29 protein-coding genes are annotated in these 25139 nt (G+C 59.7%); 12 read left to right on the forward strand and 17 right to left on the reverse strand.

What is annotated here, in order from left to right:
* The first annotated feature begins 13 nt into the window (after window positions 1-13).
* On the forward strand, window positions 14-1213 hold the full coding sequence (flgL, locus tag FDY93_RS00915) for a flagellar hook-associated protein FlgL (protein WP_138233854.1): 1200 nt from the start codon (window positions 14-16) through the stop codon (window positions 1211-1213).
* A 78-nt stretch (window positions 1214-1291) separates the two neighbouring features.
* On the opposite strand, the gene fliR is transcribed toward flgL, so the two are convergent.
* The 13 genes from fliR to fliF form a co-directional block, all read right to left on the reverse strand.
* Complete coding sequence (fliR, locus tag FDY93_RS00920; RefSeq protein ID WP_138233855.1) at window positions 1292-2077, reverse strand: flagellar biosynthetic protein FliR; 786 nt, start codon at window positions 2075-2077, stop codon at window positions 1292-1294.
* A gap of 17 nt (window positions 2078-2094) precedes the next feature.
* Window positions 2095-2364: a flagellar biosynthesis protein FliQ gene (fliQ, locus tag FDY93_RS00925; RefSeq protein WP_138233856.1), complete on the reverse strand. Its 270-nt coding sequence runs from the start codon at window positions 2362-2364 to the stop codon at window positions 2095-2097.
* 109 nt (window positions 2365-2473) lie between these two features.
* Window positions 2474-3190, reverse strand: coding sequence for a flagellar type III secretion system pore protein FliP (gene fliP / locus FDY93_RS00930; protein ID WP_421655070.1), 717 nt, complete (start codon window positions 3188-3190; stop codon window positions 2474-2476).
* 47 nt (window positions 3191-3237) lie between these two features.
* Entirely contained in the window at window positions 3238-3636 is a 399-nt protein-coding gene (fliO, locus tag FDY93_RS00935) for a flagellar biosynthetic protein FliO (RefSeq protein WP_138233857.1), read from the reverse strand.
* Window positions 3633-4100 carry a flagellar motor switch protein FliN gene (gene fliN, locus FDY93_RS00940; protein WP_138233858.1) on the reverse strand — a complete coding sequence of 156 codons (468 nt, stop codon included), beginning with the start codon at window positions 4098-4100 and terminating at the stop codon, window positions 3633-3635. Before fliN ends, fliO begins: the two co-directional genes overlap by 4 nt.
* Complete coding sequence (gene fliM / locus FDY93_RS00945) at window positions 4097-5140, reverse strand: flagellar motor switch protein FliM (RefSeq protein WP_138233859.1); 1044 nt, start codon at window positions 5138-5140, stop codon at window positions 4097-4099. The genes fliN and fliM overlap by 4 nt, the downstream gene beginning before the upstream one ends.
* An 11-nt stretch (window positions 5141-5151) precedes the next feature.
* A complete protein-coding gene (gene fliL, locus FDY93_RS00950) occupies window positions 5152-5637 on the reverse strand; it encodes a flagellar basal body-associated protein FliL (RefSeq protein ID WP_138233860.1) in 486 nt (161 codons plus the stop codon).
* Window positions 5638-5816: 179 nt separating this feature from the next.
* A complete protein-coding gene (locus FDY93_RS00955; protein ID WP_138233861.1) occupies window positions 5817-7007 on the reverse strand; it encodes a flagellar hook-length control protein FliK in 1191 nt (396 codons plus the stop codon).
* Window positions 7008-7027: 20 nt separating this feature from the next.
* Complete coding sequence (gene fliJ / locus FDY93_RS00960) at window positions 7028-7492, reverse strand: flagellar export protein FliJ (protein ID WP_138233862.1); 465 nt, start codon at window positions 7490-7492, stop codon at window positions 7028-7030.
* The gene (gene fliI, locus FDY93_RS00965; protein ID WP_138233863.1) at window positions 7489-8931 is read right to left on the reverse strand and encodes a flagellar protein export ATPase FliI; all 1443 of its coding nucleotides are present in this window, start codon (window positions 8929-8931) and stop codon (window positions 7489-7491) included. The genes fliJ and fliI overlap by 4 nt, the downstream gene beginning before the upstream one ends.
* Window positions 8928-9605, reverse strand: a complete 678-nt coding sequence (locus tag FDY93_RS00970) for a flagellar assembly protein FliH (RefSeq protein ID WP_138233864.1) — start codon at window positions 9603-9605, stop codon at window positions 8928-8930. The genes fliI and FDY93_RS00970 overlap by 4 nt, the downstream gene beginning before the upstream one ends.
* Complete coding sequence (fliG, locus tag FDY93_RS00975; protein WP_220446069.1) at window positions 9598-10635, reverse strand: flagellar motor switch protein FliG; 1038 nt, start codon at window positions 10633-10635, stop codon at window positions 9598-9600. The genes FDY93_RS00970 and fliG overlap by 8 nt, the downstream gene beginning before the upstream one ends.
* Window positions 10628-12367, reverse strand: a complete 1740-nt coding sequence (gene fliF, locus FDY93_RS00980) for a flagellar basal-body MS-ring/collar protein FliF (protein ID WP_138233865.1) — start codon at window positions 12365-12367, stop codon at window positions 10628-10630. The genes fliG and fliF overlap by 8 nt, the downstream gene beginning before the upstream one ends.
* 264 nt (window positions 12368-12631) lie before the next feature.
* Between fliF and fliE the strand changes: the two genes are divergently transcribed.
* Window positions 12632-12961 (forward strand): flagellar hook-basal body complex protein FliE, encoded by a 330-nt coding sequence (gene fliE, locus FDY93_RS00985; RefSeq protein ID WP_138233866.1) that lies wholly within the window; start codon window positions 12632-12634, stop codon window positions 12959-12961.
* Between the two features lie 140 nt (window positions 12962-13101).
* Here fliE and FDY93_RS00990 read toward each other — a convergent pair whose 3' ends face one another.
* Window positions 13102-14214, reverse strand: a complete 1113-nt coding sequence (locus tag FDY93_RS00990; RefSeq protein ID WP_138233867.1) for a FliC/FljB family flagellin — start codon at window positions 14212-14214, stop codon at window positions 13102-13104.
* A gap of 262 nt (window positions 14215-14476) precedes the next feature.
* Here FDY93_RS00990 and fliD point away from each other — a divergent pair, with 262 nt between their 5' ends.
* The 9 genes from fliD (at window position 14477) to FDY93_RS01035 (ending at window position 20776) form a co-directional block, all read left to right on the forward strand.
* Window positions 14477-15829, forward strand: a complete 1353-nt coding sequence (gene fliD / locus FDY93_RS00995; protein WP_138233868.1) for a flagellar filament capping protein FliD — start codon at window positions 14477-14479, stop codon at window positions 15827-15829.
* Between the two features lie 22 nt (window positions 15830-15851).
* Entirely contained in the window at window positions 15852-16268 is a 417-nt protein-coding gene (gene fliS, locus FDY93_RS01000; RefSeq protein ID WP_138233869.1) for a flagellar export chaperone FliS, read from the forward strand.
* The gene (locus FDY93_RS01005; protein ID WP_138233870.1) at window positions 16265-16651 is read left to right on the forward strand and encodes a flagellar protein FliT; all 387 of its coding nucleotides are present in this window, start codon (window positions 16265-16267) and stop codon (window positions 16649-16651) included. The genes fliS and FDY93_RS01005 overlap by 4 nt, the downstream gene beginning before the upstream one ends.
* Entirely contained in the window at window positions 16648-17601 is a 954-nt protein-coding gene (locus FDY93_RS01010) for a flagellar hook-length control protein FliK (RefSeq protein WP_138233871.1), read from the forward strand. The genes FDY93_RS01005 and FDY93_RS01010 overlap by 4 nt, the downstream gene beginning before the upstream one ends.
* Entirely contained in the window at window positions 17598-17957 is a 360-nt protein-coding gene (locus FDY93_RS01015) for an EscU/YscU/HrcU family type III secretion system export apparatus switch protein (RefSeq protein ID WP_138233872.1), read from the forward strand. The genes FDY93_RS01010 and FDY93_RS01015 overlap by 4 nt, the downstream gene beginning before the upstream one ends.
* 480 nt (window positions 17958-18437) lie before the next feature.
* Window positions 18438-18740, forward strand: a complete 303-nt coding sequence (gene flhD / locus FDY93_RS01020; RefSeq protein ID WP_138233873.1) for a flagellar transcriptional regulator FlhD — start codon at window positions 18438-18440, stop codon at window positions 18738-18740.
* Between the two features lie 11 nt (window positions 18741-18751).
* A complete protein-coding gene (flhC, locus tag FDY93_RS01025) occupies window positions 18752-19318 on the forward strand; it encodes a flagellar transcriptional regulator FlhC (protein ID WP_138233874.1) in 567 nt (188 codons plus the stop codon).
* Between the two features lie 415 nt (window positions 19319-19733).
* Window positions 19734-20012: a hypothetical protein gene (locus tag FDY93_RS01030; RefSeq protein WP_138233875.1), complete on the forward strand. Its 279-nt coding sequence runs from the start codon at window positions 19734-19736 to the stop codon at window positions 20010-20012.
* A 65-nt stretch (window positions 20013-20077) separates the two neighbouring features.
* Window positions 20078-20776 (forward strand): fimbrial biogenesis chaperone, encoded by a 699-nt coding sequence (locus tag FDY93_RS01035; RefSeq protein WP_138233876.1) that lies wholly within the window; start codon window positions 20078-20080, stop codon window positions 20774-20776.
* Window positions 20777-20783: 7 nt separating this feature from the next.
* On the opposite strand, the gene FDY93_RS19905 is transcribed toward FDY93_RS01035, so the two are convergent.
* Window positions 20784-21158 (reverse strand): hypothetical protein, encoded by a 375-nt coding sequence (locus tag FDY93_RS19905; protein ID WP_421654393.1) that lies wholly within the window; start codon window positions 21156-21158, stop codon window positions 20784-20786.
* A 343-nt stretch (window positions 21159-21501) separates the two neighbouring features.
* On the opposite strand from FDY93_RS19905, the gene FDY93_RS19910 reads away from it, so the two are divergent.
* Window positions 21502-21777, forward strand: a complete 276-nt coding sequence (locus tag FDY93_RS19910; protein ID WP_421654395.1) for a hypothetical protein — start codon at window positions 21502-21504, stop codon at window positions 21775-21777.
* A 96-nt stretch (window positions 21778-21873) separates the two neighbouring features.
* Here the strand turns inward: FDY93_RS19910 and FDY93_RS01045 are convergent, their stop codons facing one another.
* Together FDY93_RS01045 and FDY93_RS01050 are read right to left on the reverse strand one after the other, a co-directional pair.
* Entirely contained in the window at window positions 21874-24366 is a 2493-nt protein-coding gene (locus tag FDY93_RS01045; RefSeq protein ID WP_246068405.1) for a TcfC E-set like domain-containing protein, read from the reverse strand.
* A 55-nt stretch (window positions 24367-24421) separates the two neighbouring features.
* Window positions 24422-24979 carry a hypothetical protein gene (locus tag FDY93_RS01050; protein ID WP_138233878.1) on the reverse strand — a complete coding sequence of 186 codons (558 nt, stop codon included), beginning with the start codon at window positions 24977-24979 and terminating at the stop codon, window positions 24422-24424.
* Between the last annotated feature and the right edge of the window lie 160 nt (window positions 24980-25139).

Consider the following 25139-nt stretch of genomic DNA (forward strand, 5'->3'; position numbering starts at 1 on the left):
CAGAGGGACCGCGATGCGTATCAGCACGCTCACTATTTTCGAACAGAGCATGAGTTCGTTGAACCGCCAGCAGGGCAGCCTCATGCATGTGAGTCAGCAGATTGCCTCCGGGCGCCGGGTGGTCAATCCGTCTGACGATCCGCAGGCGGCGTCGCAGGCGGTGCAGGTTTCCCAGTCTCTTGCCATCAACAGCCAGTATGCGGAGGCGCGGGTCAGCGCACGCAATGCGCTGGCGCAGGAAGAAAGCATTCTCAACAGTGTGAGTAGTGCGATCAGCAGTGCGCGCACCCTGATCATTCAGGCCAGCAATGATCCCCTGAGCGACGCCGATCGCGCTTCGGTGGCCAGTGAATTGCGCGGCATCTACGAAACCGTCATCGGCCAGGCCAACGCCACCGACGGCAATGGCCGCTATCTGTTTGGCGGCTACAAGGACGGCAGCGAACCTTTCGTGCGCGACGCCAGCGGAAATGTCAGTTATGTCGGTGATACCAACAGCCGCGAGGTGCGCGTAGACGCCTCCCGCCTGATGCCGGTGGCGGACAACGGCGATGCCATTTTCCGCAGCGTGCACACCGGTGCGGGATATTTGGCAGAGGCCGACAGCGGCAATCAGGGCAGCGTGGTGTTCAAAGGCCCGCAGGTGGTGGATGAAAGTGACCCAGGTTACGGCGATGCCTACGACATCGCCTTTTCCGTGGATGCACAGGGTGTTGCCACCTATTCGGTCAACGGGGGCACCGCGCAGGCCTATGAAGCCGGGCAGTCGATTCGCTTTGGCGGTTTGTCGATCACCCTCGACGGCACCCCCGCCGATGGCGATAGCATCCAGCTGGATCGGGCGCAGAACATGAATACGGATCTGTTCCGAACCTTCGAGAAAGCACTTGCGGTGTTGGAACAGCCGGCCAGTGGCGATACCGCCCGCGCCGCGCGCGCCAACACCCTGAGCAATGTGTTGCGCGAATTCGACAACAGTCTCGATAACGTGCTCACCACCCGCGCGTCTGTCGGTGCGCGTATGAACGAACTGGATGTGGTGGACTCGGTCTCCGACAACCGCAGCCTGAATTACCAGGAAAAGCTGTCGGGACTGGAGGACCTGGATTACGTTTCCGCGATCGCCGAATACAGCTTGCGCCAGATCGGATTGCAGGCCGCGCAGCAGGCGTTTATCGACATCAAGGGTATGACCCTGTTTGACCGTATATAAGTCGCGCATAACTTGTAGGAGCCTGCTTGCAGGCGAATTGGCAGGTGTTCGCCTGCAAGCAGGCTCCTACAGATACCACTAGGCGGGCGCAAGTGCCGCGAGCAATTGCTGGATGGTACCGAGCCCCTGCTCAAACAGCAGCTGCAGAAAACGACCGAGGTCGGTCATCAACATCAGTAACAGCAGCAACCCGAGAGTAAGTGAAACCGGAAAGCCGATGGAGAATACCGTTAGCTGCGGCGCCGAGCGGTTGAGTATGCCGAGGGAAAGATTAACCACGAGCAGCGCCGCCACCATCGGCAGAGCCAGTATCAACCCTGCGGAAAAAATCGTACCGCCAAAGCGCGCCAGCATTTCAAACCCCGCCGGGTTCAGCCCGCTATAGCCGATGGGCAGTGTGTGAAAGCTCGCGGCCAGCGTGTCGATCACAATAAGATGCCCGTCCACCGCCAGAAACACCATCATCGCAATCAGGTGCAGAAAGCGCGATAGCACCATGGTGTTGACCCCGTCGGGGGTGACAAACGTGGCAAACGCCAGCCCCATCTGCAGGCCAATAAAATCTCCCGCCGCCTGCACCACCGCAAACATGACTCGCAATACCAGCCCGATGGCCGCGCCGATCAACGTTTGCTCGACCATGATCCCGAGCCCCGCCCAGGACCAGATGGGCACTGCAGGCAGGGCCGGCAGGTTGGGTGCAATCACAAACGCGAGCAGCGCGGCGAGACCGATTTTTACCCGCACCGGCGCCGCCCGATGACCGAGCAGCGGTGCCGCCATCAGAAAGCCGCTGATACGCACAAACGGCCACAGGAAAACCACCAGCCATGCGTGTAATTGTGCGTAGGAAATGTCGATCACGGCTTTTGCGACCCGGATCAGGATATCAACAGGGGAATATTCATAAACAGGGTGCGGGTGTAGTCGACAATCAACGCCAGCAGCCAGGGCCCGGCGATGACCAGCACCGCAAATACCGCGAGAATTTTCGGAATAAAGGACAGTGTCATTTCGTTGATCTGAGTGGCGGCCTGGAACAGGCTTACCAGCAGACCCACGACCAGTGCGGTGAGCAGCATTGGCGCACCGAGGGAGAGCGCGACCAGCATGGCCTGGTAGGCGAGGTTCATTACAGTTTCAGCGGTCACGGTATTTCGTCGTCCGTTTAATTGCTATTCGGTTTTTTCAGTGTGCTGAACGATTGGCGAAGCTGCCCCCGGTAGCAGCGCCGCCACCGGAATTATTCGAAGCACCGGCCTATGTATAAAAGCTCTGCGCCAGTGAACCAATCAGCAATTGCCAGCCATCCACCAGCACAAACAGCATCAACTTGAACGGCAGCGAAATGGTGGCCGGCGGTACCATCATCATGCCCAGCGCCATCAATACACTGGCCACCACCAGATCGATGATCAGGAACGGAATAAAAATCGTAAATCCGATCTGGAACGCCGTTTTCAATTCACTGGTGACAAACGCCGGCACCAGTACCCGCAGCGGTACATCCTGTGGCCCCTGGATATTTTCCGCCTTCGCGAGCTTGGCAAACAGCGCGATATCCGGCTCGCGGGTCTGCGCCAGCATGAACGCTTTTAACGGCTCGCTGCCGCGTTCGAGAAATTCTTCAAACTGAATTTCCTCCCGCGCCAACGGCTGCCACGCATCGTCGTAGATTTTCTGAAACACCGGCGCCATCACGAAAAATGTCAGAAACAGGGTAAGCCCCAGCAACACCTGGTTGGGGGGCGCTGCCTGAGTGCCGATGGCGGTGCGCAGCAGGCCGAGCACGATGATGATGCGGGTGAAGCAGGTCATCATCAGCAGGATCGCCGGCAGGAACGCGAGGCTGGTGAGCAGCAGCAGCGTCTGCAGTTTGATCGACCACTGCTGGCCGCCGTCTGCGGTGGGCTGGCTCACCAGCCCGGTAATGCTGTCCTGCGCCCAGCCCAGGGAAGGTAAAGTGAATAACAGCAGTGCGGGAACCAGTGCACGCGCGGTGCGCAGTGTCGGAATATTTGCGGTCACGGCTTGTCGCTCCCGCCGCGCAGATTCTGTCGCATAGCCTGTGCCAGGCGCTGGGCAAAGGTGTCGGGCAGCGGTGCTGAGGTGGATTGCTCACTCGGCGGGATTTCCGCCGGCAGCGTGTGCAGGTGACTGATCTGGCCGCCACCCACGCCGAGCAGCAGCCACTGATCCTGTACCTGCAACACCACCACCTTTTCGCGCGTACCCAGCGCCTTGCTGGCGACAATCTTCAACTGTGGGCCGTGGCTGTTGTGTCCCATCCCCGGCGCGAGCCGGCGCAGCAGCCACGCGCATAAAAGAATCAGGGCAATCAGCGCAATCAGCACGCCGGCCACTTTGCCCAGCATCGCCAGGCCGATGACGGATTCGCCGGCTGCGGCGCTGGCGGTGTTCATCGGTTGAGTTTGTGGATGCGTTCCTGGGGGGTGACGATCTCGGTAATCCGAATGCCGTATTTGTCTTCGATCACCACCACTTCACCCTGCGCCACCAGATAGCCGTTGATCAGGATATCCATCGGCTCGCCGGCGAGCCCGTCCAGTTCAATAACGGAGCCCTGGGCGAGCTCCAGCAACTGTTTGATGGTGATGCGGGTGCGGCCCAGTTCGACACTCAGGCGCACCGGGATATCCATCACCATTTCCAGATCGCGGGACATGGCGCTGGTGTTGCCCGCATCCAGCGGTTTGAACACCTGGTCCGCGGCACTGCGCGGACCGTTGCCGGCATTTTCCTGTTCCGCCAGCGCTTCCGACCAGGGATCGGCGGCGGATTCGGTCAACTGTTCGGCCATGGCCGCGGCCCAGCTGTCGGCGCTGTCCTGCGGGGTTTGGTTCTCGACCTTGTCGCTGTCGCTCATGCTTCAGATTCCTCGACTTGCGGGGTGAGTCCCGCGTTGAAACTACTGGCCATGGTGGATGGCGTGTGCGCGCGGCGCTCAATAACCTGGGTAACCCGCAGTGCGCTCTGGCCATTGCGGCTGCCGTAGTCGCATTCCAGTACCGGCACACCGTCCACCCGTGCGGTGACACTGGTGGGAAGTTCGATGGGCAGAACGTCACCGGGTTTGAGCGCCAGTACCTGGCCGATACGGCTTGGGATAGCGGCGAACTCCGCTACCAGCTCGACTTCAGACTGGCGGATTTCGCCCGCCATGCGCCGGTTCCAGGTCTGGTCGCCGGCATCGCGGCCATCCACCACCGGGTTGGCGAGGCGGTCGCGCAGGGGTTCGATCATCGAATAAGGCATGCAGATCTGAAAATGTTCAGACAGATTGCCGACTTCAAGATGAAAACTGGTATTGACGATAATTTCGTTGGGCGAGTTGGTGATGTTGGCGAACCGCGCCTGCAGCTCCGAGCGCAGGTAGCTGATTTCCAGCGGGTACACCGAGCGCCAGGAATCCTGATAGGCATTGATGGCGAGATCCAGAATACGCTGGATCACGCGCTGTTCGGTATTGGTGAATTCTCGCCCTTCGGAGCGGGTGACAAAGCGACCGTCGCCGCCGAACAGGCTGTCCACCACCATAAACACCATCGCCGGCGGGAACACCATCAGTCCGGTACCGCGCAGCGGTTTCATGGCAATCAGGTTGAGATTGGTGGGCACCGGCAGATTGCGCGCGAAGTCCTTGAAACTCTGGTAGCGCACCGATTCCACGGTGATATCTGCGGAGCGGCGGATCAGGTTGAACAGGCTCACGCGGAAGTGCCGCGCAAAACGCTCGTTGATGATGTCGATGCTGTGCAGACGTTCGCGGATTACCCGCTGCTGGGTGGCCGGATTGTACAGGCGCAGTTGCGGGGGTTCGGCGGCACTCTGGTTATCGCCGCTGTCGCCGTCGCCGTGCAGCAGCGCATCGATTTCTTCCTGGGAGAGCAGATCGTCCTGGGACATGAAAGGTTTCCCTATTGCACGATGAACTCGGTGAACAGCACGTCGTCAATCAGCAGCTCCGGCTGATTGTTGCCCATGGGCTCGGCGAGAGTGGCGAGAATACCTTTGACCAGCGCCTGCTTGCCTTCCAGTGTCGCCAGCGCCTCGGGCGACTGGGACGAATGCAGTATCAGCAGGCGGCTGCGCACCTGGGGCATGTGTTCGAGGAGAAAATCCCGGGTTTCGTTGTTGCCCACCTGCAGCGAAAACCCCACATACAGCAGGCGGTTGGCGAACTGATCGCCCTGCAGATTGACGGTGAAGGGATCGATCTTGACGAAAATCGGATTGTCGGCGCGAACCGGTCCCGTGCTCTGCGCGTCGGCTTCCACGGTAGCCCGCGGATTTTCTCTGAGCAGCAGGTACATATTCATTGCCACCAGCGCGGCGATCAGCAGCACCGCGATGATTGCGAGCCACAGCAGGCCGCGGGATTTTCCAGATGTCTCTTCAGCCATTGGGTTGTGCCTTGGTCCCCGAAATAGATGCAGGTTTGATGCGCGGAGATAAACAAAAAATTTTATCTCCGGCTGCGGGGAGTATGCCGGTGCGGCGTCAAGGTGAAGGCGAGAATAGACCCGCGAATTGGGTCTATCTCGGCGTTTCGTCATCGCGGGAAGGTGTGGTTTGTGCGCATTCAGGCGTAGAAATCGATTGCGCGCAGCGAAACAGGAACGGCTCCGGGCGCGTCGTCCGTGCCGGTGAAGCCGTTGTTGCCGAATTGGTCCGCGCCACTGTTGCCGCGGGCATTGCCTCCATCGTGTTGCGCGGATGCAGACTGTTGCTGGTGCGCCGGCTGCCGCTGGTCGCCCACGGAAGTTTCACCGAGGCTGATACCCTGCTGCGCGAGTGCCTCGCGCAAGTGCGGCAGTGCCTGTTCCACCGCACTGCGCACCGCGCCGTGCGCCGAGAAAAACTGCGCGCGCGCACCCTGGTCATCGAGGCTGAGACTCACCGACAGCGCGCCCAGCTCGCGGGGATGCAGGTAAAGGTCCACCTGTTGTTCGCCGCGGTGGACCATGTTCAGCAGATGCTGGCCAAACTCATCGCCCCAGGCGGCGCTGCCCAGCGCGGACTGCATCGCCAGCGCAGGCGCGGCCGGCAGGGCCTGGCCGGCGGTCGGCGATGCCGCAGAGGGGGTTGTGGGCAGCAGGGGCAGGGACTCCGCGCCGGCAGCCTGTGCGGCCTCGACCGCCAGCGGGCTGACGATCACGCCACTGGCCGTAGCGCCGTCGCTGGTCATGGGCGATGCGGATGGCGCGGGCGGTGCCAGGCTGGCAGCGGCCAGCGGAGCTTCGCTACTGGCAATGCGGCTGCCAACAACCTCACCAACACCCCCGCCGACGCGGTTGTTCACCGCTCCGCCAATCGCTTGTGATACCGCCGCTGGCAGCGGCGATCCGGCACCGGCGATTTCAGCGGAAGGCATTGCCGCAGGGCTCGCGGAGAGCAGTGCCATTGCCGGTATTCCGGCGGCTTCACCGCTTTCCCCGAGCATGGCTTCCGCCAGTTCCGTGTCGCTCCACTCGGCTTCCGTCGGTGCCGCGTCCGCGATGTCGGCGATGCTCAGTGGTGTGGCAAGGGTTGCAGTGATCGGCCCCGGTGCCAGCTGTTGCAGCAGGCTGCCGGTGGCGAGCGGGGAGGTCTGCACCGCAATCCCGGCGGTTGCACCGCCGGCGGCCGGTGTTTCGCTGGAGCGTGCGGTGGCCGCCTGCAGGGTGTCTGCGAAGCGTGCGGTGGTCTCGCCGGTCGCCGTTCTGCCTGTGCCATTTCCTGGTCCGGTGCCAGTGCCGGCGGGGGTCAGATTGAGCAGTGAGGTAATGTCCATTCAGCCGATTCCTGGATCGCTTATTGCGGGTTGTTGTCGTCCTGCCGGGGGCGGCGGGCGAGCAGATTCTGGGTCATCTCATCGGCCATACGCCGCTCGCGGCGCTGCTCGAGTTGTTGTTCCTGATGTGCGCGGCGGGATTCCAGCGCGCTGTAGGAGGTGAGCTGGCGCTGGCGTTGGCGCCAGTGCTCGCTGCTGCTATCCATCCGCTCCTGTTGCTGTGCCAGCAGGCCGCGCGCGCGGTCGATGGCCTTGTCCAGCGAGCCGATAAACAGGTTGTAATCGTTCAGTGTGGCGCCGGCAATTCCCTGGGCCATGGCCTGCTGCAGACGATCGCAATACTCGTTGCGATAGCGCTGCAGGGTGGCGAGCTGACCGGCGGCCTGCTCGTGGGACTGGCGCTCTTCCGCCAGTGCGCGCCCGGCGCTGTCGCGGGCCTTGCGACTCTGATCGATCAGCAGATCGAGCGGGCCGGTGCGGCTCATGGTGTTGCTCCGGTGGTCGATGGGATGTTCGGTGCGGTGTTTGTCGCCGCTGCGGCAATCTCCGGCAGCAGCGCGGCCAGCGCGCTGGCGGTGGACGGCAGATCGGCGCACTCGTGCATGCCCTGCTGCAAAAAGCGCTCTATCATCGGGTGGCGCTGCACCGCCTGATCCAGTTGCGGATCGTGGCCGGGGCTGTAGGCGCCGACACTGATCAGGTCGCGGTTGCGCTGATAGCGGGAAAACAGCTGCTTGAGGCGCTGTGCCCGGCGCAGCTGTGTATCGTCGACAATCGCACTCATGGCGCGGCTGATCGACGCTTCGATGTCTATCGCCGGATAGTGGCCGGATTCCGCCAGCGGCCGCGACAGCACGATGTGGCCGTCGAGAATCGCGCGCGCGGAATCGGCAATGGGATCCTGCTGATCATCGCCTTCGGTGAGCACGGTATAAAAGGCGGTGATGGAACCGCCGTTTTCGCCGTTGCCGGCGCGCTCCACCAACACCGGCAGGCGCGCAAACACCGACGGTGGATAACCCTTGGTGGCGGGTGGCTCGCCGATGGCGAGCGCAATTTCCCGTTGCGCCATGGCATAGCGGGTGAGGGAATCCATGATCAGCAACACGTTTTTGCCCGCATCGCGAAAGTACTCCGCAATGCGCGTGGCATAAGCGGCGCCCTGCAGGCGCTGCAACGCGGAGGTATCTGCGGGCGCCGCTACCACCGCGGCGCGACGGCGCCCCTCGTCGCCGAGAATGTTGTCGATAAAGTCTTTTACTTCGCGCCCGCGCTCGCCGATCAGGCCCACCACGATCACATCTGCCGCGGTGTAGCGCGCCATCATTCCGAGCAGTACGGATTTGCCCACACCGGAGCCCGCAAACAGGCCCAGCCGCTGACCGCGCCCGACGCTCAGCAGACTGTTGATCGCGCGGATGCCGACATCAATTTGCTGTTTGATCGGCGTGCGGTTTAGCGGGTTGAACGGGGCGGCGGCCAGACATCCGCCAACCGACAGGTCCAGTGCCGGGCCGCCGTCGAGCGGGCGCCCGCTGCCGTCCACCACGCGCCCGAGCAGCTGTTCACCCAGAGGAAAACGGCGCGCGCCGTTGCCGCCCAGGGGGAATACCCGCGCGCCCGGGATGAGCCCGCTGACCGGCTCCAGCGGCATCAGGTACAAACGCTCGCCGGTGAAACCGACCACTTCCGCTTCCGCGTAGGAGGGGGGCTCGCCGGGGGCGCTGAGTTCAATGCGACAGCCACTGCCCAGGGGAATCTTCAGGCCCACCGCCTCCAGCACCAACCCGGTGGCGCGGACAATCTTGCCGCTGGTGCGATAAGGCGGTACTTCGGCGGCGCGGCTCCCGGCGCGGCCGAGCGCGGCGCGCCAGCGTTGTGGGTGCGGGTTGTGCGGCTCGGCCGCTGCGGCGGTGCCTGTCATGGGGCGTGTTCCCCGCTGCCACCGTCGGCCTGTGGCAGGAGCCGCGCCAGCAGTGCGTTCCAGTGGTTTTCGCGGCTTGCGTCGATTTCTCCGGTGCCGGTGGTCACGCGGCAGCCGCCGCGGGCGAGGCGTGGGTCCTGCTCCAGTTCCCAGCCGGCGCGTTCGAGTTCCGCGCCCAGTTCCTGCTGCACCAGCGGCAGATCGTCGGGGTGGAGCCACAGGCGCGTGTGTCCGTTGGTGGTGGGTTCCGCGCGCAGCAGCTTCTGTACCAGCCGCGTTACCTGCTGCGGCTCTGCGCGCAGGGCTTCACCGGCCAGATGTTTTCCTACCACCAGTGCCAGCGCGGTGATATCGGCGGCAATATCGCTATCCAGTTGCGCCAGCGCCTCACTGAAGTTCTGCGCCAGTGCGGTCAGTGGTGTCAGCAGCTCGCGGCGCTGCTGGCCGGTCTCGGCGAGACCGGCGCTGTGCCCTTCGGTATATCCCTCGGCGCGGCCGCGCTCGAAGCCTTCGGCATAGCCCGCGTCGTACCCCTGCTGGCGCGCCTCGGCGCGGGCCTGTTCGCGCAGCGCATTCAGTTCGTCGCTCAGGGAGCGGTGCAGCGCCGCGCGCCGTTCGTGCTGTCCGCTCAGGTCGTCCGGTTGCCAGCGGGTCCAGGCGCGTGCCTCAGACATAGATTTCCTCCCCGCCGCTCAGAACGATTTCGCCACTGTCGGCGAGGCGGCGCACGATCTGCAGAATGGCTTTGCGCTCGCGCTCCACCTGCGACATGCGCAGCGGCGCGCTGGCTTCGAACTCTTCGCGCAGCAGGGTGCCGGCGCGGCTCGACATATTGTTGAGGAATTTCTCCAGCAGTGCCGGGTCGCAACCCTTGAGGGCGGTAACCAGTTGTTTGTTCTCCACCTCTTTCAGCACCAGCTGAATCGCGCGGTTGTCGAGGTCCAGCAGGTTTTCGAACAGGAACATCTCGTCGATGATCTTTTGTGCCAGATCTTCGCTGTGTTCGCGCACCCGCTCGATTACGCTTTCCTCGGAATTGGAATTCATCAGGTTGAGAATTTCCGCCGCGGTGCGGGCGCCGCCCATTTTTGCGCGCTTCAGGTTCTGGCCATCCAGCATGCTGGTGAGTACTTCCGTGAGTTCCTGCAGCGCCGCCGGTTGTACACCGCTGAAGGTGGCAATGCGCAGCACCACGTCTTCGCGCAGCTTGTCTTCGAAGTACTCCAGTACCGAGGCCGCCTGGCGGCGCTCCAGATGCACAAGGATGGTGGCGATAATTTGCGGGTGCTCGTCGCGGATCATCTCCGCCACGGTATTTGCGTCCATGATGTTGAGTGCATCGATGCCGGAGTCGGCATTGGTCACATCGAAAATATCTTCCAGCAGGCTGCTTGCGCGTTCGCTGCCCAGTGCTTTGGTCAGTACCGCGCGGATGCGATCGCTGGAATACAGATTGAGCGCACCGAACTCCTCCGACTCCTCGTGGAAATCGTGCAGCACCTGACGCATTTCCTCATGGGACACGCTGCGCAGTGATGCCATCTCCTGGCTGATTTCCTGAACCTCGCGCGCAGTGAGATGTTTGAATACCTCGGCGGCCGCGTCTTCGTCCAGTGCCAGCAGCAGGATCGCGCAGCGGCGCTTGCTGCTCATGGCTTTTTGCTTGCGCACGGCATTTTGAAAGTGCTGATTGGTATTAGTCATCCTGGTTCATCCAGCTGCGAACAATCATGGCCACCATGGCGGGGTCATCCTTCGCCATGCCCTGCAAATCCATCAGGTTCTGTTCGTACACCGAGGAGCGGCGCCGTTTGCGTGGCCGCGGTTGCTCCTGTGGCGGTTCGTCCATGTCGGCGGAATATTCGCCCGTATCGTAGAGGTAGCCTTCGGCATCGGCGGTGGCGGGCACGGCATTGGGGGCTGTGCCCGGCGCGCGCGGCAAGTTCGGCGTTGCGGTTGTGGTGGCGGGCGTCTGTGCGCGCAGCTGGTTGTGGCGCTCTACCATCGGGCGTACCAGCCAGCGGAATGCGAGCAGCAGCGCAAGTCCCACCAGCAGATAGCGGCCGAGTGACAGCATCAACTGGCGCCAGAATGGATCTTCATGCCAGGCGATTGCCGGCGGTGCAGATTGCTCCTGTGAGGAAAACCGGCTGTTGACCACTTCCAGGCCGTCGCCGCGCTCTTCGGAATAGCCCATCGCCTGGCGCACCAGCTGCTCGATATGTTGCAACTCTTCCTCACCCAGAGGCTGCAGCGACACTGCGCCCTGTTCGTCGGTGACTTCCCGGTAATTCACTACCACCGCCGCGCTCAGCCGCTGCACGCGCCCGCGCTGGCGCTGGATATGGGTGATATCGCGATCGATTTCGTAGTTGACCAGTTGCTCCTGGCGCAGATGGCTGCGCTGGCGGCTCACTTCTTCCTCGTTGTTTTGCGCGGTGGCATCAATGGGGGAGGGCGCGCTGCCCGGCGGGGTGTTGGTGAGCGCGCCGGGAATACCGCCGGGGTTGGTGGCATCGCCGTTGTAATCGGAATTGAACTGCCGGCTGCGCACGGTCGCGGGCGCGCCGTCCTGATTCGGGGCAAAGCGCTCGCTGGTTTCCTCGCGCTGGTCGAAATCTACCTGAGCCGTGACCTGGGCGCGTACATTGTGGCGGCCGAGCATTGGTTCGAGGATGCGTTCGATCCGCTGCTGGTAGCTGCTTTCAATACTGTGCACATAGTCGAGCTGGGTGCCGTCGAGACTATTTTCATCCGTACCCGGGCGGGAGAGCAGCCGCCCGGTCTGGTCTACCAGTGTCACATTCTCAGCACTCAGATCCGGCACACTGCTCGATACCAGATGCACAATGGCCGCCGCCTGGCCCTCGCCGAGTACGCGTCCGGGCGCGAGGGTGAGCACCACGGAGGCTTTCGCCGGTTCGCGCTCGCGGATAAACACCGAGGGTTTGGCCATGGACAGGTGCACCCGTGCGCGCGTCACCGGTCCCAGGGATTCGATGGAACTGGCCAGCTCGCCCTGCAGGCTGCGCTGGAAATTCACACGCTCGGCAAACTGGCTGATGCCAAAGGCCTGGCGGTCCATGATTTCAAACCCGGCGTTGCCGCCGCTCGGCAGGCCCTGCTCAGCCAGTTGCAGGCGCAGGCGGTATACCTGGTCTTCCGGTACCAGCAGGGTGCGGCCACCCTGGCTGAATTCGTAGGGAATGGCGCGGCTCTCCAGCTCGCTGATGATACGGCCACCGTCCTGTTCGCTGAGATTGCTGAACAGTACCCGGTATTGCGGTGCCTGCGACCACAGCAGTACCGCCGCGACGATGGCAATAGCGGCGGCACCGGCGACCAGCAGTGGAATCAGCGGATTGGCCAGCAGGCGCGAAGACAGCTGGCCCAGAGACTGCACCGACGATGCGGCGCTTTGCGCGGCGCTGCTCATCGCGGGTTCCTCTTATTTGCCGCGCCGGTTCTGGCGCGGTCGGGGTTGGTTCGCTCTCTGAAAGGCATTGCTGCTGGTTCACCCTGATTAGTAGACCGTTAGAAACGGTTGAATAAGCAGCGCTGATTATCAGCAGCGGGGAAAATGCTAAAGGAAGGAAAAGCCGGATTTTTTTGCCGCTAATTGACCGCTTGGGTGGTAGGGCTGCGCTGTTACCTTTGCACTGCGAAACTGCATTTACTGTAAAAAAGACGAGACGAAACCATGACCACACCAGTCACCTCTCTGCCGATGCAGAAGCTCCTCGGTCAGATGCAGGAGATGTCCGATGCGGCCGCCGGCAAAAAAACGCCTGTGGATCTTCAGGTCAGTGGCAGCTTTGGCGCTGCGCTGCGGGAGAGCCTGCAGCGGATTAACAGCCTGCAGAATGCGAGTACCGCTACCGCTCAGGCGTTCCAGTCTGGCGATCCGGGTGTGGAATTACACGAGGTGATGATTGCCGGGCAGAAGGCGAGTATTGCTTTTGAAATGGGGGTGCAGGTGCGCAACCGCCTGCTGAATGCCTACAAAGACATCATGAATATGCAGGTTTAACCGGCTGTTGAAGATCAGCTTGTTAAGCCGGGGCAAGGATGATCGTTTTCAATAAGCGGTCCAGTCCGCCGCAATACGGGCTAAAAAAATGGGCCCCATAAGGGGCCCGAAACAGAGTTGATTACTCTGGGAGGATGGATTTAGCCGAGCAGGGACAGCACGTTCTGCGGCAGCTGATTGGCCTGTGCCAGAACGGAAGTGCCGGCCTGTTGCAGAATCTGCGCACGGGTCATGTTGGACACTTCGGTCGCGTAGTCGGCATCTTCGATACGTGAACGCGCCGCGGACAGGTTGGTCTCGGTGGTGCTCAGGTTGCTGATTGCGGACTCGAAGCGGTTCTGGATCGCACCCAGGTCGGAGCGCAGGGAGTCAACGCTGCTCAGCGCGCTGTCCAGGGTCGCCAGCGGGTTGGCGGTGGCGGTGAGGCCGGCTTCCGCGTCGGCATCGTAGGCATCTTTTGCTGCCTGCAGACCGGCGGCGTCGGTGAAGTCGTGGGTGACAGCACCGTTCGCAGCGACGTCACCGGCGGCAATCTTGTACATGTTGCCGTCTTCGTCCTTGATCGCATACTCGGCGTATTTGCCGGTAGCGGAATCGTAGGCGCCATAGCCGTGCAGGGTTACGTTTCCAGCCGGGCCGTTGGCGATGCCGCTCAGGTCGATCTGGTTGGTGGTGGTATTGCCAGCACCGTCATCGGTGGTGATTTCGGTCAGGGAGCTGGACAGGGAACCGACGTTGAAACCGCTCAGGCCCAGGGTCTGGGAATTGATTTCTTTCAGGTCGATGGTGATCTGCTCGCCGTCGTTGGCGCCAACCTGAATGGTGAAACCGCGGTCTTCAGACAGCACTTTCACGCCGTTGAAGTTGGTTTCGGAGGAGATGCGGTCGATCTCGGACAGGCGCTGGTTGATTTCCGCCTGGATGGAGTCGCGGTCGCTCTGGGAGTTGGTGTCGTTCTGCGCCTGCACGGTCAGTTCGCGGATGCGCTGCAGGTTGTCGTTTACCTGGTTCAGAGCGCCCTCGGCGGTTTGTGCCACGGAGATACCGTCGTTGGCATTGCGCTGAGCCTGAGACAGACCGGTGATCTGGGAGCTCATACGGTTGGCGATGGCCTGACCGGCGGCGTCGTCGGCGGCGCTGTTGATGCGCAGACCGGAAGACAGGCGCTCCATGGAGGTCTGCAGGGCGCTCTGGGATTTGCTCAGGTTCTGCTGGCCGATCATGGCCGTGATATTGGTGTTGATCACTGACATTGTTGTGTCCCTCTGTGTGTCACCGTTTGATTGTCAAAACAACGGCGCAGGCCGTTACTCCGTTTTTCGGCAGCAGCGAAATGAGCTTTAGCACTTTTACCGGTAATTTTTGAATTTCCGCCTTGAGAAGAAAGCGCTGGAAAAAAACCTAAAGTTGCGCCTGCCGCAGCCGATGTGGAAAGTGACCGTTAGTGCCTGACGGGTTTCAGGTGGAATCCGGTGATGCAATCCGGGTTGGAAATTTCTAAATGAGGGGAACTCGATGGCCAGTATTTCATCCCTGGGAATAGGGTCGGGACTGGACCTGAGCGGGCTGCTGGACCAATTGGAATCCGCGGAGCGTCAGAAGTTGACGCCGATTGCGCGGCAGCAGCAAAGCTATCAAACCAAAATCTCCGCCTTTGGCCTGCTGGAGAGTGCACTGGATAAAGTGAAAGACGCCGCGGCCGCACTCAGCGACGCGGAAGACTTTGCCGATGTGGAAACCAGTCTCAGTGGCGAGGCGCTGACTATCAGTGCCGGCGAAGGCGCCATCGTTGGTAACTATGAGATCGATGTTACCCAGCGCGCGCGCAGTTACAGTATCGCCACCCTGGGCGTAGCGGATAAAGAGGCGCAGCTCGGCGGTGGCAGCATCGAATTCACCCTCGGCAACGGTGAGACGTTGAGCGTCGCCATCGACGAGGCCGACAGCTCCCTCGAAGATGTGCGCAATGCCATCAACAGTGCCGACGCCGGTATTGTGGCGTCGATCGTAAATGACGGCAGTGGTACCCCTTACCGGCTGGTACTTTCCTCTGCGGAATCCGGCACCGAGGCGGCGATTGCGAATATCGACTTCACCGGTGATCTCGGTGCTTCGCTGGCGCTGGATGCGGCCACGGAAGTTGAGGCGAAGAACGCGCAACTGACCGTAAACGGTATTGCGATTCAGTCTCAGAATAACCGCGTCGAGGGTGCCATAGAGGGTATTACCCTGGATCTTGAAAAGACAGGGACCGCCACACTCGAAGTAACCCGTGATACCGATGGTATTGAAAAGAAACTGACAAGTTTTGTGGATGCCTACAACGACCTGCAGGAGCGCCTCTCCGACCTGACCAAGTTTAATACCGAGTCCGGCGTCGGTGGTGTGCTGCAGGGCAATGCCACGGTGCGGAGCATCGAGTCACAGATGCGCAATTTGCTCGGCGGTTCGCTGGAGAGCGATACCTTCTCATCCCTGGCGGACCTCGGTATCACCCTGGAGATCGACGGCACACTGACGCTGGATGAAGAAAAAGTCGACGACCTGGTGAGCAATCGCCTCGGCGAACTCTCGCGTTTTTTTGCCGGTACCAGTGACGACTCCGATGGCTTTGCTGATCGCATCGAAAGTGTGCTGGGTGCGATGACCGAAGAAGATGGACTGCTGGAAACCGCGACCAGCGGACTGGAAGCCAGCATTGCATCCACCGAAGATCGCTATGCACGGGTCGAGGCCCAAATTGCCAGCACCATAGAGCGCTACCGCACCCAGTTCAGCCAGCTTGATAGCCTGATTGCGCAGATGAATTCCACCAGTACTTATCTGACCCAGCAATTTGAAGCATTGGCCGCGCAAACCCAAAAATAACAACGGATGAAAGAGGTCAGAGGTGTACTCGAAACGATCCCCAGGTCGTGCACAAGGTGCTGCCAGTTACGCCAAGGTCGGGCTGGAAAGTGACGTGCTGTCGGCCAGCCCGCATCGTCTTATCTTGCTGTTGTTCCAAGGCGCGGACACGGCGATCGGTGCCGCCCTGGTCTATATGCAGGACGGCAATGCCGCAGAAAAAGGTCGCGCTATTTCCAGGGCACTGGACATTGTAAACAACGGTCTGGCCGCAGCACTTGACCTGGAACAGGGCGGCCAACTGGCCGTGCAGATGGCCAGCCTGTACGACTATATTGCCCGCCAGTTACTCAACGCCAATCTGAAAAACGACAGCACGCCATTGCTGGAAGCGCGGAAACTGCTGGAAGATCTGGCATCCGCCTGGCGAGAAGTTGATCCGGGACGGCAACATTCATGAAGAACCATCACATCGTCGACGACAGCCCGCTGACCACGCCATCGCGCCTGTTGGCTGCCTACGCCAACCTGCTGGCCCGCTCCACCCGTATGTTGACCTGGGTGAAAGAGCACGACTGGTTCAATCTGGTGGAAGAGCAAACCTGCTATGCCATCGAAGTTGAATCCATTGCTGCAGCCGAAGTGAACATAACACTGAGTGATGACGAGCGCCGCCGTAAATTGTTGCTGCTGGAGCAGATCGTCGAGCAGGATCTGGAAATACGCCGGCGATTGCGCGAACGCCAGGGAGAACTGCGGCAGTTGATAGGTACTCACCAGAGAAAACGCAATCTGTCCCGTTCCTATGGCGTCGTAATACCGCTGGAGACGGATTACCGTTGAGCGGCATTACCTTCCTGCTGGACACCCTTTTGCATCAGGTGCTGGGCAAGCGGGTGGACACCGCGGCGCCGGAGCGGCAGCCAGCACCGGTAAAACCGCTGACACCGGCGGACGCCGTGCAGCAACTGCGCAGCGATTCGCGTCTCGACCCGCGTCGCGACGCCACCTTGTTCGGTGGGAATGAGAATGTTTCCGGAAAAAACGCTTTCGTTGCAGATAGCGCCACCGGCCTGCAGAATGTTTCCCGGCCCAAAATGCAGCACGCTGGTGTACAGCTGAGCACCGTTGCGCGCACCCTGTCGGAACTACTGCGTGATACGCAGGAGACCGCGCCGGTTATCCGCCCCGCGCGACCACTGGCCGATAGCGACCAGCCGCGAGCGACGGAACTGGCAACCACATTGAAATTCAGCGTGGAGAACAGCGGCTTGTTTTACGAGTCGCATTTGTTGCGGTGGTATCGCGGTGAGCGGGAACGTTTGTTGCTGGATAGCGAACCGCAAATGCAAACCGGCGCGGGTGGGCCGTCTGCTTCCGGTACACCGGTGAAAGAAGAATCGTTACAGGTTTTATTGCGGCAGCAACTGGAGTTGCTAGCGACACCACAGTTACGTTGGGAAGGGGAAGTCTGGCCCGGACATTACCTTGAACTGTGCATCCGTATGCGAGAAGAGGACGGACAGAATACCGGCTTTGCGCACAGAAATTCCGGGAGCGAGATGGGCGACGCGTCGGAAGTTTTCTGGGAGGTGGACCTGAAGCTTGTTCTGCCTGTTGTTGGTGAAATATCTCTGCATCTAATGATGTCGGACGAGAGTCTTAAAATTGTTGCACAACCGGAAACCCCTGTGGTGGCAAATCTCGTGGCAAATAAAATACCCGATCTGCATCGTCAGTTGGACGCGCTCGGTTTCATCCGGTTGCAGCTGGACATTGGCTCGGTGCAATGACAAAGCACAGCGGAAACCAGGGCCACAATCAACCGCGCCGCCGCGCCGTGGCGATCGGGCAGAACGGCCGTGATGATGTTGCAAAGATTCTGGCTGCAGGTTACGGAGAAGTGGCAGAACGCATCATTGAATCTGCGCGGGAACACGAAATTTTTGTGCGCGATGCGCCGGCGCTGGTCTCTCTGTTAATGCAACTGAATCTCGATCAAAAAATACCGCCGAAACTCTACGCAGTTATTGCAGAAATTTTGATCTGGTCGCGGAATTTCGAGACAGAAAAGTTAAAAAAGAACCAATTGAATAACAAAAACTGTCTCATTTATGGACAAGAGTCATGCAATGAACAATCTGATTAAATTGGACAAAAAAATAGATTTATCTGCGGGTAATTGTGTTACCTTTGCCTTGAAGGTGAACGGGTTCTCCGGGGTTTTGTGACCAAGTTCACAGTTTGCGGTTATCTTGTTTGATGCTGAATGCGGTACTGCAAACTGGTGTTGTTTTAAGCAGAGTCGTGAATTTCAGGGGTTTTGAAGCGCGGCCTGTAGACACCCTTCTTATTAAAAGTGTCTTGTGCGAAGTGGGGTCCTTCTGAAGGGAGCTGTTTAGAATTCTCGCTTGAGTTCTGCAGGTTCCATTCAAAAGTACTTCCAGGGACGGAGTGATTGGGGGCGGTTTTAACACCAGTTCTGTTGGTGCGAAGATCGGATTTTCCTGCATTAAAGAAAGGACTCGGCTTGAAGGGGTCCCTTTGCTTCCGGGCATTCGCTGAACGCAACCAACCTATTGAAGGTGCGATCAGCAGATAAAAAGAAGTAAAGGAGGATGGCGGTTCAATGTTCGATAATGCAATCAACGAAATCCAGGATATCAATCTCAGTTATCTTTTGTTGGCGCAGCGGCTTTTGAAAGAAGACTACGCGACGGCATTGTTCAGGTTCAAGCTGGATGAGTCCGTAGCCTCTGTGCTCGCATCCCTCACCGCGCGGCAACTGACCAGGTTGGCCCGCTCCAACCAGCTGGTGTTCAAGATGAACTTTGAGGACGCCGCGCAGTTGGAGCAACTCACCAGTACCAAGCGGGCCGAAGGGCTGGAACACATTCACGCTGCTCTTCTCATGTCATCCAGCGTCAACTGAGTGAGCTGGAAATGTCCGAGAAAAGTTTGCTTGATGAGATGCAGCAGGTTCAGCTGGCGATCGAGCTGATTGAATTAAATGCCCGGCTGCAGGTGCTGGAATCTGAAACCGACCTCAGCCGTGGACGCCTGATTCGCCTGTACAAAGAGGTACGGGGTATTTCTCCACCTAAGGGGATGCTGCCATTCTCTACGGATTGGTTCATCACCTGGATGCCCAACATCCACGCGTCGCTGTTTTACGGTATTTACCTGCACTTGACGCGGAATCAGGGCTGCGAGCGTATGGCAGGTTTCATCAAGGCCTACCGCCTCTACCTTGAACTGGCGGCGAGCGAGGATGAAGCTGAGCCAGTGCTCGGCCTGACCCGGGCCTGGACCCTTGTGCGCTTTTTTGAAAGCGGGCTGTTTGATCTCTCCACCTGTACCAGCTGCAAGGGGCGGTTTGTGAATCACGCCCATACTCCCAGCCACGACTATGTCTGTGGTATATGCCAGCCTCCGTCGCGGGCCGGGAAAACCCGTAAGCGCGCTAATACGCCAACCACAACACCGGATGAGAAAATTGAAGTCGCCTAGCGGCTTATGAATTGAGGCGTGCTGTTCGCTGCCACATCGGACTTTCGGTGTGGCAGCGCCGTATTTCCCGCTTTTTTCCGTTCGTCTCGTTTTCTCTTCCCTCTCTCCCCTTTTCTTGCTTTTCGGGCCCCGATTTTTCCGGTGCCCGCTATTTTCTTTTCTATTCTTTCTGAATGATTTTCAAGTCGACTAATTTCGTGCCGATAAAGAAAGAGAGGCGCAATAAATAATTTCCTGATAAGCGCTATTTGCGACGCAGGAGATGCGACTTGCGCCATCTCGCTTGGCCACACGGGTGTTTTTCGCGCTGGCGGATACACTGAAGGTGTTGGCTCTGATAGCAGGCCGGGAGATGCTAGCCATGCGGAATGAAAGATGGGCGCTTGGGGCAATATTGTTTATAGCGGGAAGCGGAATGTCGCCCTATAACTGGAGCGAGTCCAGTCTGTCTGCATCGGCGTCCATGAGGATCTCTCTTCAGGTGCCAACACAGGTCAGTCTGCGCCAGACGGAAGACCCCGCATTCGATGTGCTGTGCATGAAGCGGATGCCGGCGGCCTACTATCATATCTACGTCAGGGATATGGAGGCGCCAGTCAGCGCAGACTCAATCTTCATCAGCAAGCACCAGAGTGCCTGCTTTCCCGTATCGGCATCCAAGGCCGGGAAACTGGTATTCATTGTAGCGGAGTAGCCGGTTTCCCAAAGGGAAAGCAACCGCTAGAATGTAGCGCTATTTCCCCATTTGCCACGATATTCATGAAGAAGCTGTTGATCGTTCTGCTGTTGCTTGTGCAGCCCGCCGAGGCGGCAATGACGCTGGACAAGATAATCGTCTATCTCACAGATGCGCCGAATTCCCGTGACGATATCCTGATCAGCAATCCGGATGAAGCCCCGCTGTACCTGGCGACCGAGATTTACCGCGTAGACAACCCGGGGTTGGAAAATGAAGCGCGGGTGCGTGTTACCGATCCCAAAGAGTTTCGCATCCTGGTCAACCCCGCCAAGGCAGTACTGGCACCGGGAACCCGCAAGCGATTCCGGATCATGTCTCTCGATACCGAGCTTGATCGGGAACGGGTATACCGCGTTACGTTCAAACCGGTAGTAGGGGAAATCAAGAGCGATAAACCGGCGGTAAAAATTCTGGTCGCCTACCAGGCACTGGTCTTTGTTCAACCTGAGAATGGAAACTACGCCTTCCGCCTTGAGCGGAGAGACAACGCCCTGCAACTGACCAATACCGGAAACGTCAATGCGCAGGCCAGTAACATGGAGGTCTGTGCCTCAGAGATGTCGTGTACCCCGCTGGAATTCAGTGAGCGGGTATATCCCGGCGAGACCGTGAGTATATCCCTGCCGGAAAATGCCGCCGGGATCCGGGACGGTTTCCTCCGCTTCACCGCCGTCAACAACAAGCAGTCCTCAACGGTCGACCTCCCACTGGCTCCGTGAGCCTCATTCACTCGGCCTCAACGGTCAGTGTCAATGTGTCCTGATAGCTGTGCGCCTGCAGGTTTTGCAGGCGGCTGGCGGGTATTGTCAGCTCCAGCAGCATATTTTCTTCGCTGCCTGAATTGCACTCCTGTTGCGCGTGCCCGCGCCAAGTGGTGGTGGTGAAGCTGCCTTCCTCAAGGTTCGTTCTTCTGCGCGGGCCGATCAGTGCCCACGCCCGCAGATCATATTCAACCGTCTGGTCGCCGCTGATTCCTTTCAACTGGAACGAAGCGTTTCCGTGGAGGCTGTCTGCTTTCAGGCGGAAATCGGCGGCGTCTGTGGTAAATACGCAGAACGTCTGGCTCGCCTGAATATCCTCGCCCACCGAAAGCAGGTGCATGTCCTCAAGGCCGCTGATACGAATTTGTGCCGGCTGGGAAACAGTCACGCCGAACGGCAGCGCCGGTTCCAGATTGGCTTTGCCGCCCGAGTCGGCACTGTGGCAGTCCGGCTCCTGCCAGTTCCCTTCGCACTGGTACAGTGAAAAATAGAAGTTTCCGCTGTACTCGCCGGCGGCAAACTGGCCGCTCTGCGGTGTGATGCGTATTTCTACGGGAATCTGCTGACCGTTGGCCGCACCGGGAAATGCCTGGCTCTGGGCATTGGGCAAAAACTGGAATTCTGCCCCACTGGGCTTGTAGCGGAACCAGATATCCACGGGAACCGGACCAGAAGGGCCGGTAATGACAAAATTTTTGCCGGAGGGGTCGGTATCGCCGGCAAGCGCTACGGTGAAACTGCGCGCATCCGCGCAGGGTGCTGCCGTCCACTGGTTGCCGCCCCACCAGGCCCAGCAGCTGCGGATGGAGAAGTCTTCAACAATCTCGCTGGCGCCATCGGCGGGCTCGATAAACTGGTCCAACCCGCAGACGCCGATAGCTTTATCGCCACTGGGTTCATCTGAAGGTGTCGTCACTTCGGCGCCGTCGGTACAGGGAAAGCGGTTGGTTGACGAATAGGCCTGCTGCGCGTGGGTCTGGTCGGTACAGAGTGACAGTAGCAACAGCAATGCGATCAAAACCAGCGAATGGTTTTTTCCGCCGGCATAGTGGTGGTCAGTGCGAAGCATGGGCCACCTCTGAGAAACAGTAATCCCGGTTCAGCTCTATATCACCGAGATTGATCCAGTGTTCGCTGTGTACCTGTTGGCCGACGGCGATCTGGCAGTCGCCCCATTGCAGCGGCGGCGATGTGCGCGCGTTTGGGGGTAGGCGCAATTGCATCTGGAAAATTCCGAACTCATCCGTCACCGCGCGGCGGTCGCCGATTGAGATGCTCACGCCCGCAGCGGGATGGCCCTGCTTGAGTATTCTGCCCAGAACGAGCACCACGCTTTCAACTTCGTAGTCAGACCTGGTCACATTACCCGGGTAGAGGGTAATTTCTTCGGAGTGCTCCTCAAAATCGTAAAACCCTTCGCCCAGTGGGCGCAGGGTGACATCGTAGGTGTTGAATGCCGGCAGGTTGATCGCCGATATCTTGTCGCCGCGTGCGTAGCCGCGGCGAATGCCATCTACCAGTACTTCAAAGTCTTGATCTTCGCTGCCTTTGATATCCACCAGAATGGCGCTGTCCAGGGCCGACTCGCCGCCCCACGCAAACGCGTGGCCGTCGCTCATCAGATTGGTGTTGAAGGTGCCGAGATAATTGAGCGAGCGGAGGTCATTGCGGGCGTCATTGTTCCAGTCGAAGGTTGCGCTGGCCTGGCCGCGCAGCCCGGCGGCGCGGCTGACGCTGCGCAGATACTGCTGGTCTTCCGACAGTTCGGCGGAAAACTGCTGATCCACTACCATCGACCAGCGGTCTCGATCATTCCATGAGCTACTCAAGCCCAGAAACGGGGTGGCGCCGGAATGGCTTTTTTCCACCCGTGAGCGGGCGCTGTGATGCCAGTTTTCGCCGCGGCATCGGAACTCGACAGTGGCGCGGGTAAAGGCGATACCGTCGGCGTCGCTGTGGGAAAGAAAGATATTTCCCTGCCAGAAACGATTGCTGAAAATACCGCGGCGGAATTCGAGCGTCTGTAGTCGATTGGCACCGCCCAGTTCCGAGTCCAATACAAAACCGCTGTCATTGACCGACAGAGCACGGCTTCTTTCCGTATAGCGCAAACTCAACTGGCCACCGAGCAGTGGTGTGCTGATATTGGCGGAGCGGTTGCTGTAGCCGCTGTTGAGCAGCGAAAAATCCCGATTGGCCGGGCTTGATGCATCGTTGAGGCGCGTATCGCTAACGCCGAGCGTGAAATACGGCGTCTTCAGGCTGCCATAGAGTCGATGGCCGTTGCGCCCCTCTGCATGCAGAAGGCTCGGGGAAACTTCCAGCCAGGGCAGTATCCAGCGCCCCCCCAGTTCCAGGGCGGATTCCTCGCCGGTGGCGGCCAGGTTAGTGAAAATACCGAAATTGTTGCTGAGTCTGCGGGCCGTACCGGCCTGTACAAAATATTCGTCGTGCCGGTCCGGCAGTGTGCTGCTTGGGTTTATCTCCGCCGGGGTACCGGCCTGCAGGCTCCACTGCCATTCACCCAGCGCAGGCAGCTGGGTGTCTTTGGTAAAAAATTCCCGGTACTCATTGATGATACGCCCGCCTTCATCGTAAGTGCGGACTTCGATTTCATAGGCACCGTCGGGGAACGTTGTGGTGTCTATCAGTTGGTTGCCGGCTTCGAGCAGGGCGCTATAGATCAGGCCGCCGTCTCGCAATATTTCCAATCTCCCGCGGATCGGCATGTTCACTTCCACCGGTGAACCCAGGCGGTACTCGCGGTCGACCCGGCTGTTGTCGCTGCTGCGATATTCAACACCGTACAGATAGGGAGCGCTTACAAATGCGCCAAAGCCGGAATAGGGCTGCAGCAGGCCGACGGAGTAGGCGCGGCCCCGGTAGTCCCGCGTCCAATGCAGGCGATAGAGTTGCGTGCTACCGGCATTGTTCAGGGTCCAGTGGCCGTGGAGCCCGCTCTCCCCGAAACTGACAATGGTCTGCCCGTAAAGCGCGGCGGTGTGTGCACTGCTTTTGCCTTCCACACCTGACCAGGCGCCACTCAGATTTTGCAGCACGGAGAACCCGGCGCGGGCGTCCGGCAGATAGGGATCCTTGATGGCCGCCTGTTGCGGCAACAGCGCCGGTGAGAAAAATACATCGACCCGAAAGCGGGATTCGTCGTAGATAATTCCCAGTTCCTCGGGCTGCAGAACCCCGCAGTCCTGTTGTTGCCGGGTGTAACAGACTTTGGAGGAGTGGCGCGCGAGGGGGTGCGAAAGGAGTGTGAGCACGCGCTCGGGCTGTAGCGTCTCCGGCAACAGGTTCGCCGTGGCGTGCGGGTCGCGGAAGGTCACGTCCTCAAGGGTAACCGTCACGGGAACGCTGCCCACAAAGCGTCCTCCGAAATAGAGATCGGCAACCAGCTCCTGTGCATCGGTAAACTCAGAGAAACCCGCGGGTGTACCGGTTTCCAGCACAAACGCGGTCGCGGCCGCGGCGAGCGAGTCGGCGGCAGCCAGTATGCCCGTACACAGTGAACACGCGGCGACTGCCCAGCGAAGCATAGAAAGAATCAGATGGCTCCCGGCAGCGGATGCCGCCGGGAATCAGTCGATGCGATCAGTTGTCAACGGTAACGGTGACAGTCAGGGTGTCGCTGTAATCGGCTGCCTGGGTGGCCGCTTCCCACTCGGAGGAGGGGATGGTCACGAAGAGCTTGGCGTTGTCAGTGCCACAGCCGAGGTCGCCATTTTTCGCGTACTGGCTACTCACATCGCCGTTGCTGTCGGCACTGGCCGCCGGGGTTGTGGCGCCAACGCTGTCAGCAAACCCAACCTGGTAGGCGATCTGATCGGCGCCACTTTCCAGCTCAAAAGGTGCATCGGTGGCCGTACCGCTACCGGTGCTGCCGTTCAGGCTGCTGAAGGCAATGGTGTACTCGTTGAAGCCGAGGCCGCCCACGCAGAAGGATTCGGAGCCCACAATGTCGCTGCCCGGAGCGGTGTTCTCCAGGGAGAGGCTCATGTCGTTGAAGTTCTTGGCAACAATGCTGGTGTTCACATCGAGGGTGATGCCAACAGTGCCAGTTGAGGTGCTGTCACCGACGTTGCCCTGAGTCGCGGCCAGAGCACCGGTGCTCGCGAGTAGGGCTATGAGTGCGGAAATGCCTTTTTTCATTTTGGGTGTCCCCTACGAAATCTTGTAGTGTTGTTGTCGGGCTCGAGCCCAGGCGCCGACTACCGCAGGTTGGCGTTAGTTCCTCCAACTATGCCGGCATCGGCGCGATCATACGGTTTTTGTGATAGCAGTCACGCAAATTTTGAGAAATATTGCTTGT

Origin of the sequence: Microbulbifer harenosus, from assembly GCF_005771435.1 — a bacterium.
Taxonomy (GTDB): Bacteria; Pseudomonadota; Gammaproteobacteria; order Pseudomonadales; family Cellvibrionaceae; genus Microbulbifer; species Microbulbifer harenosus.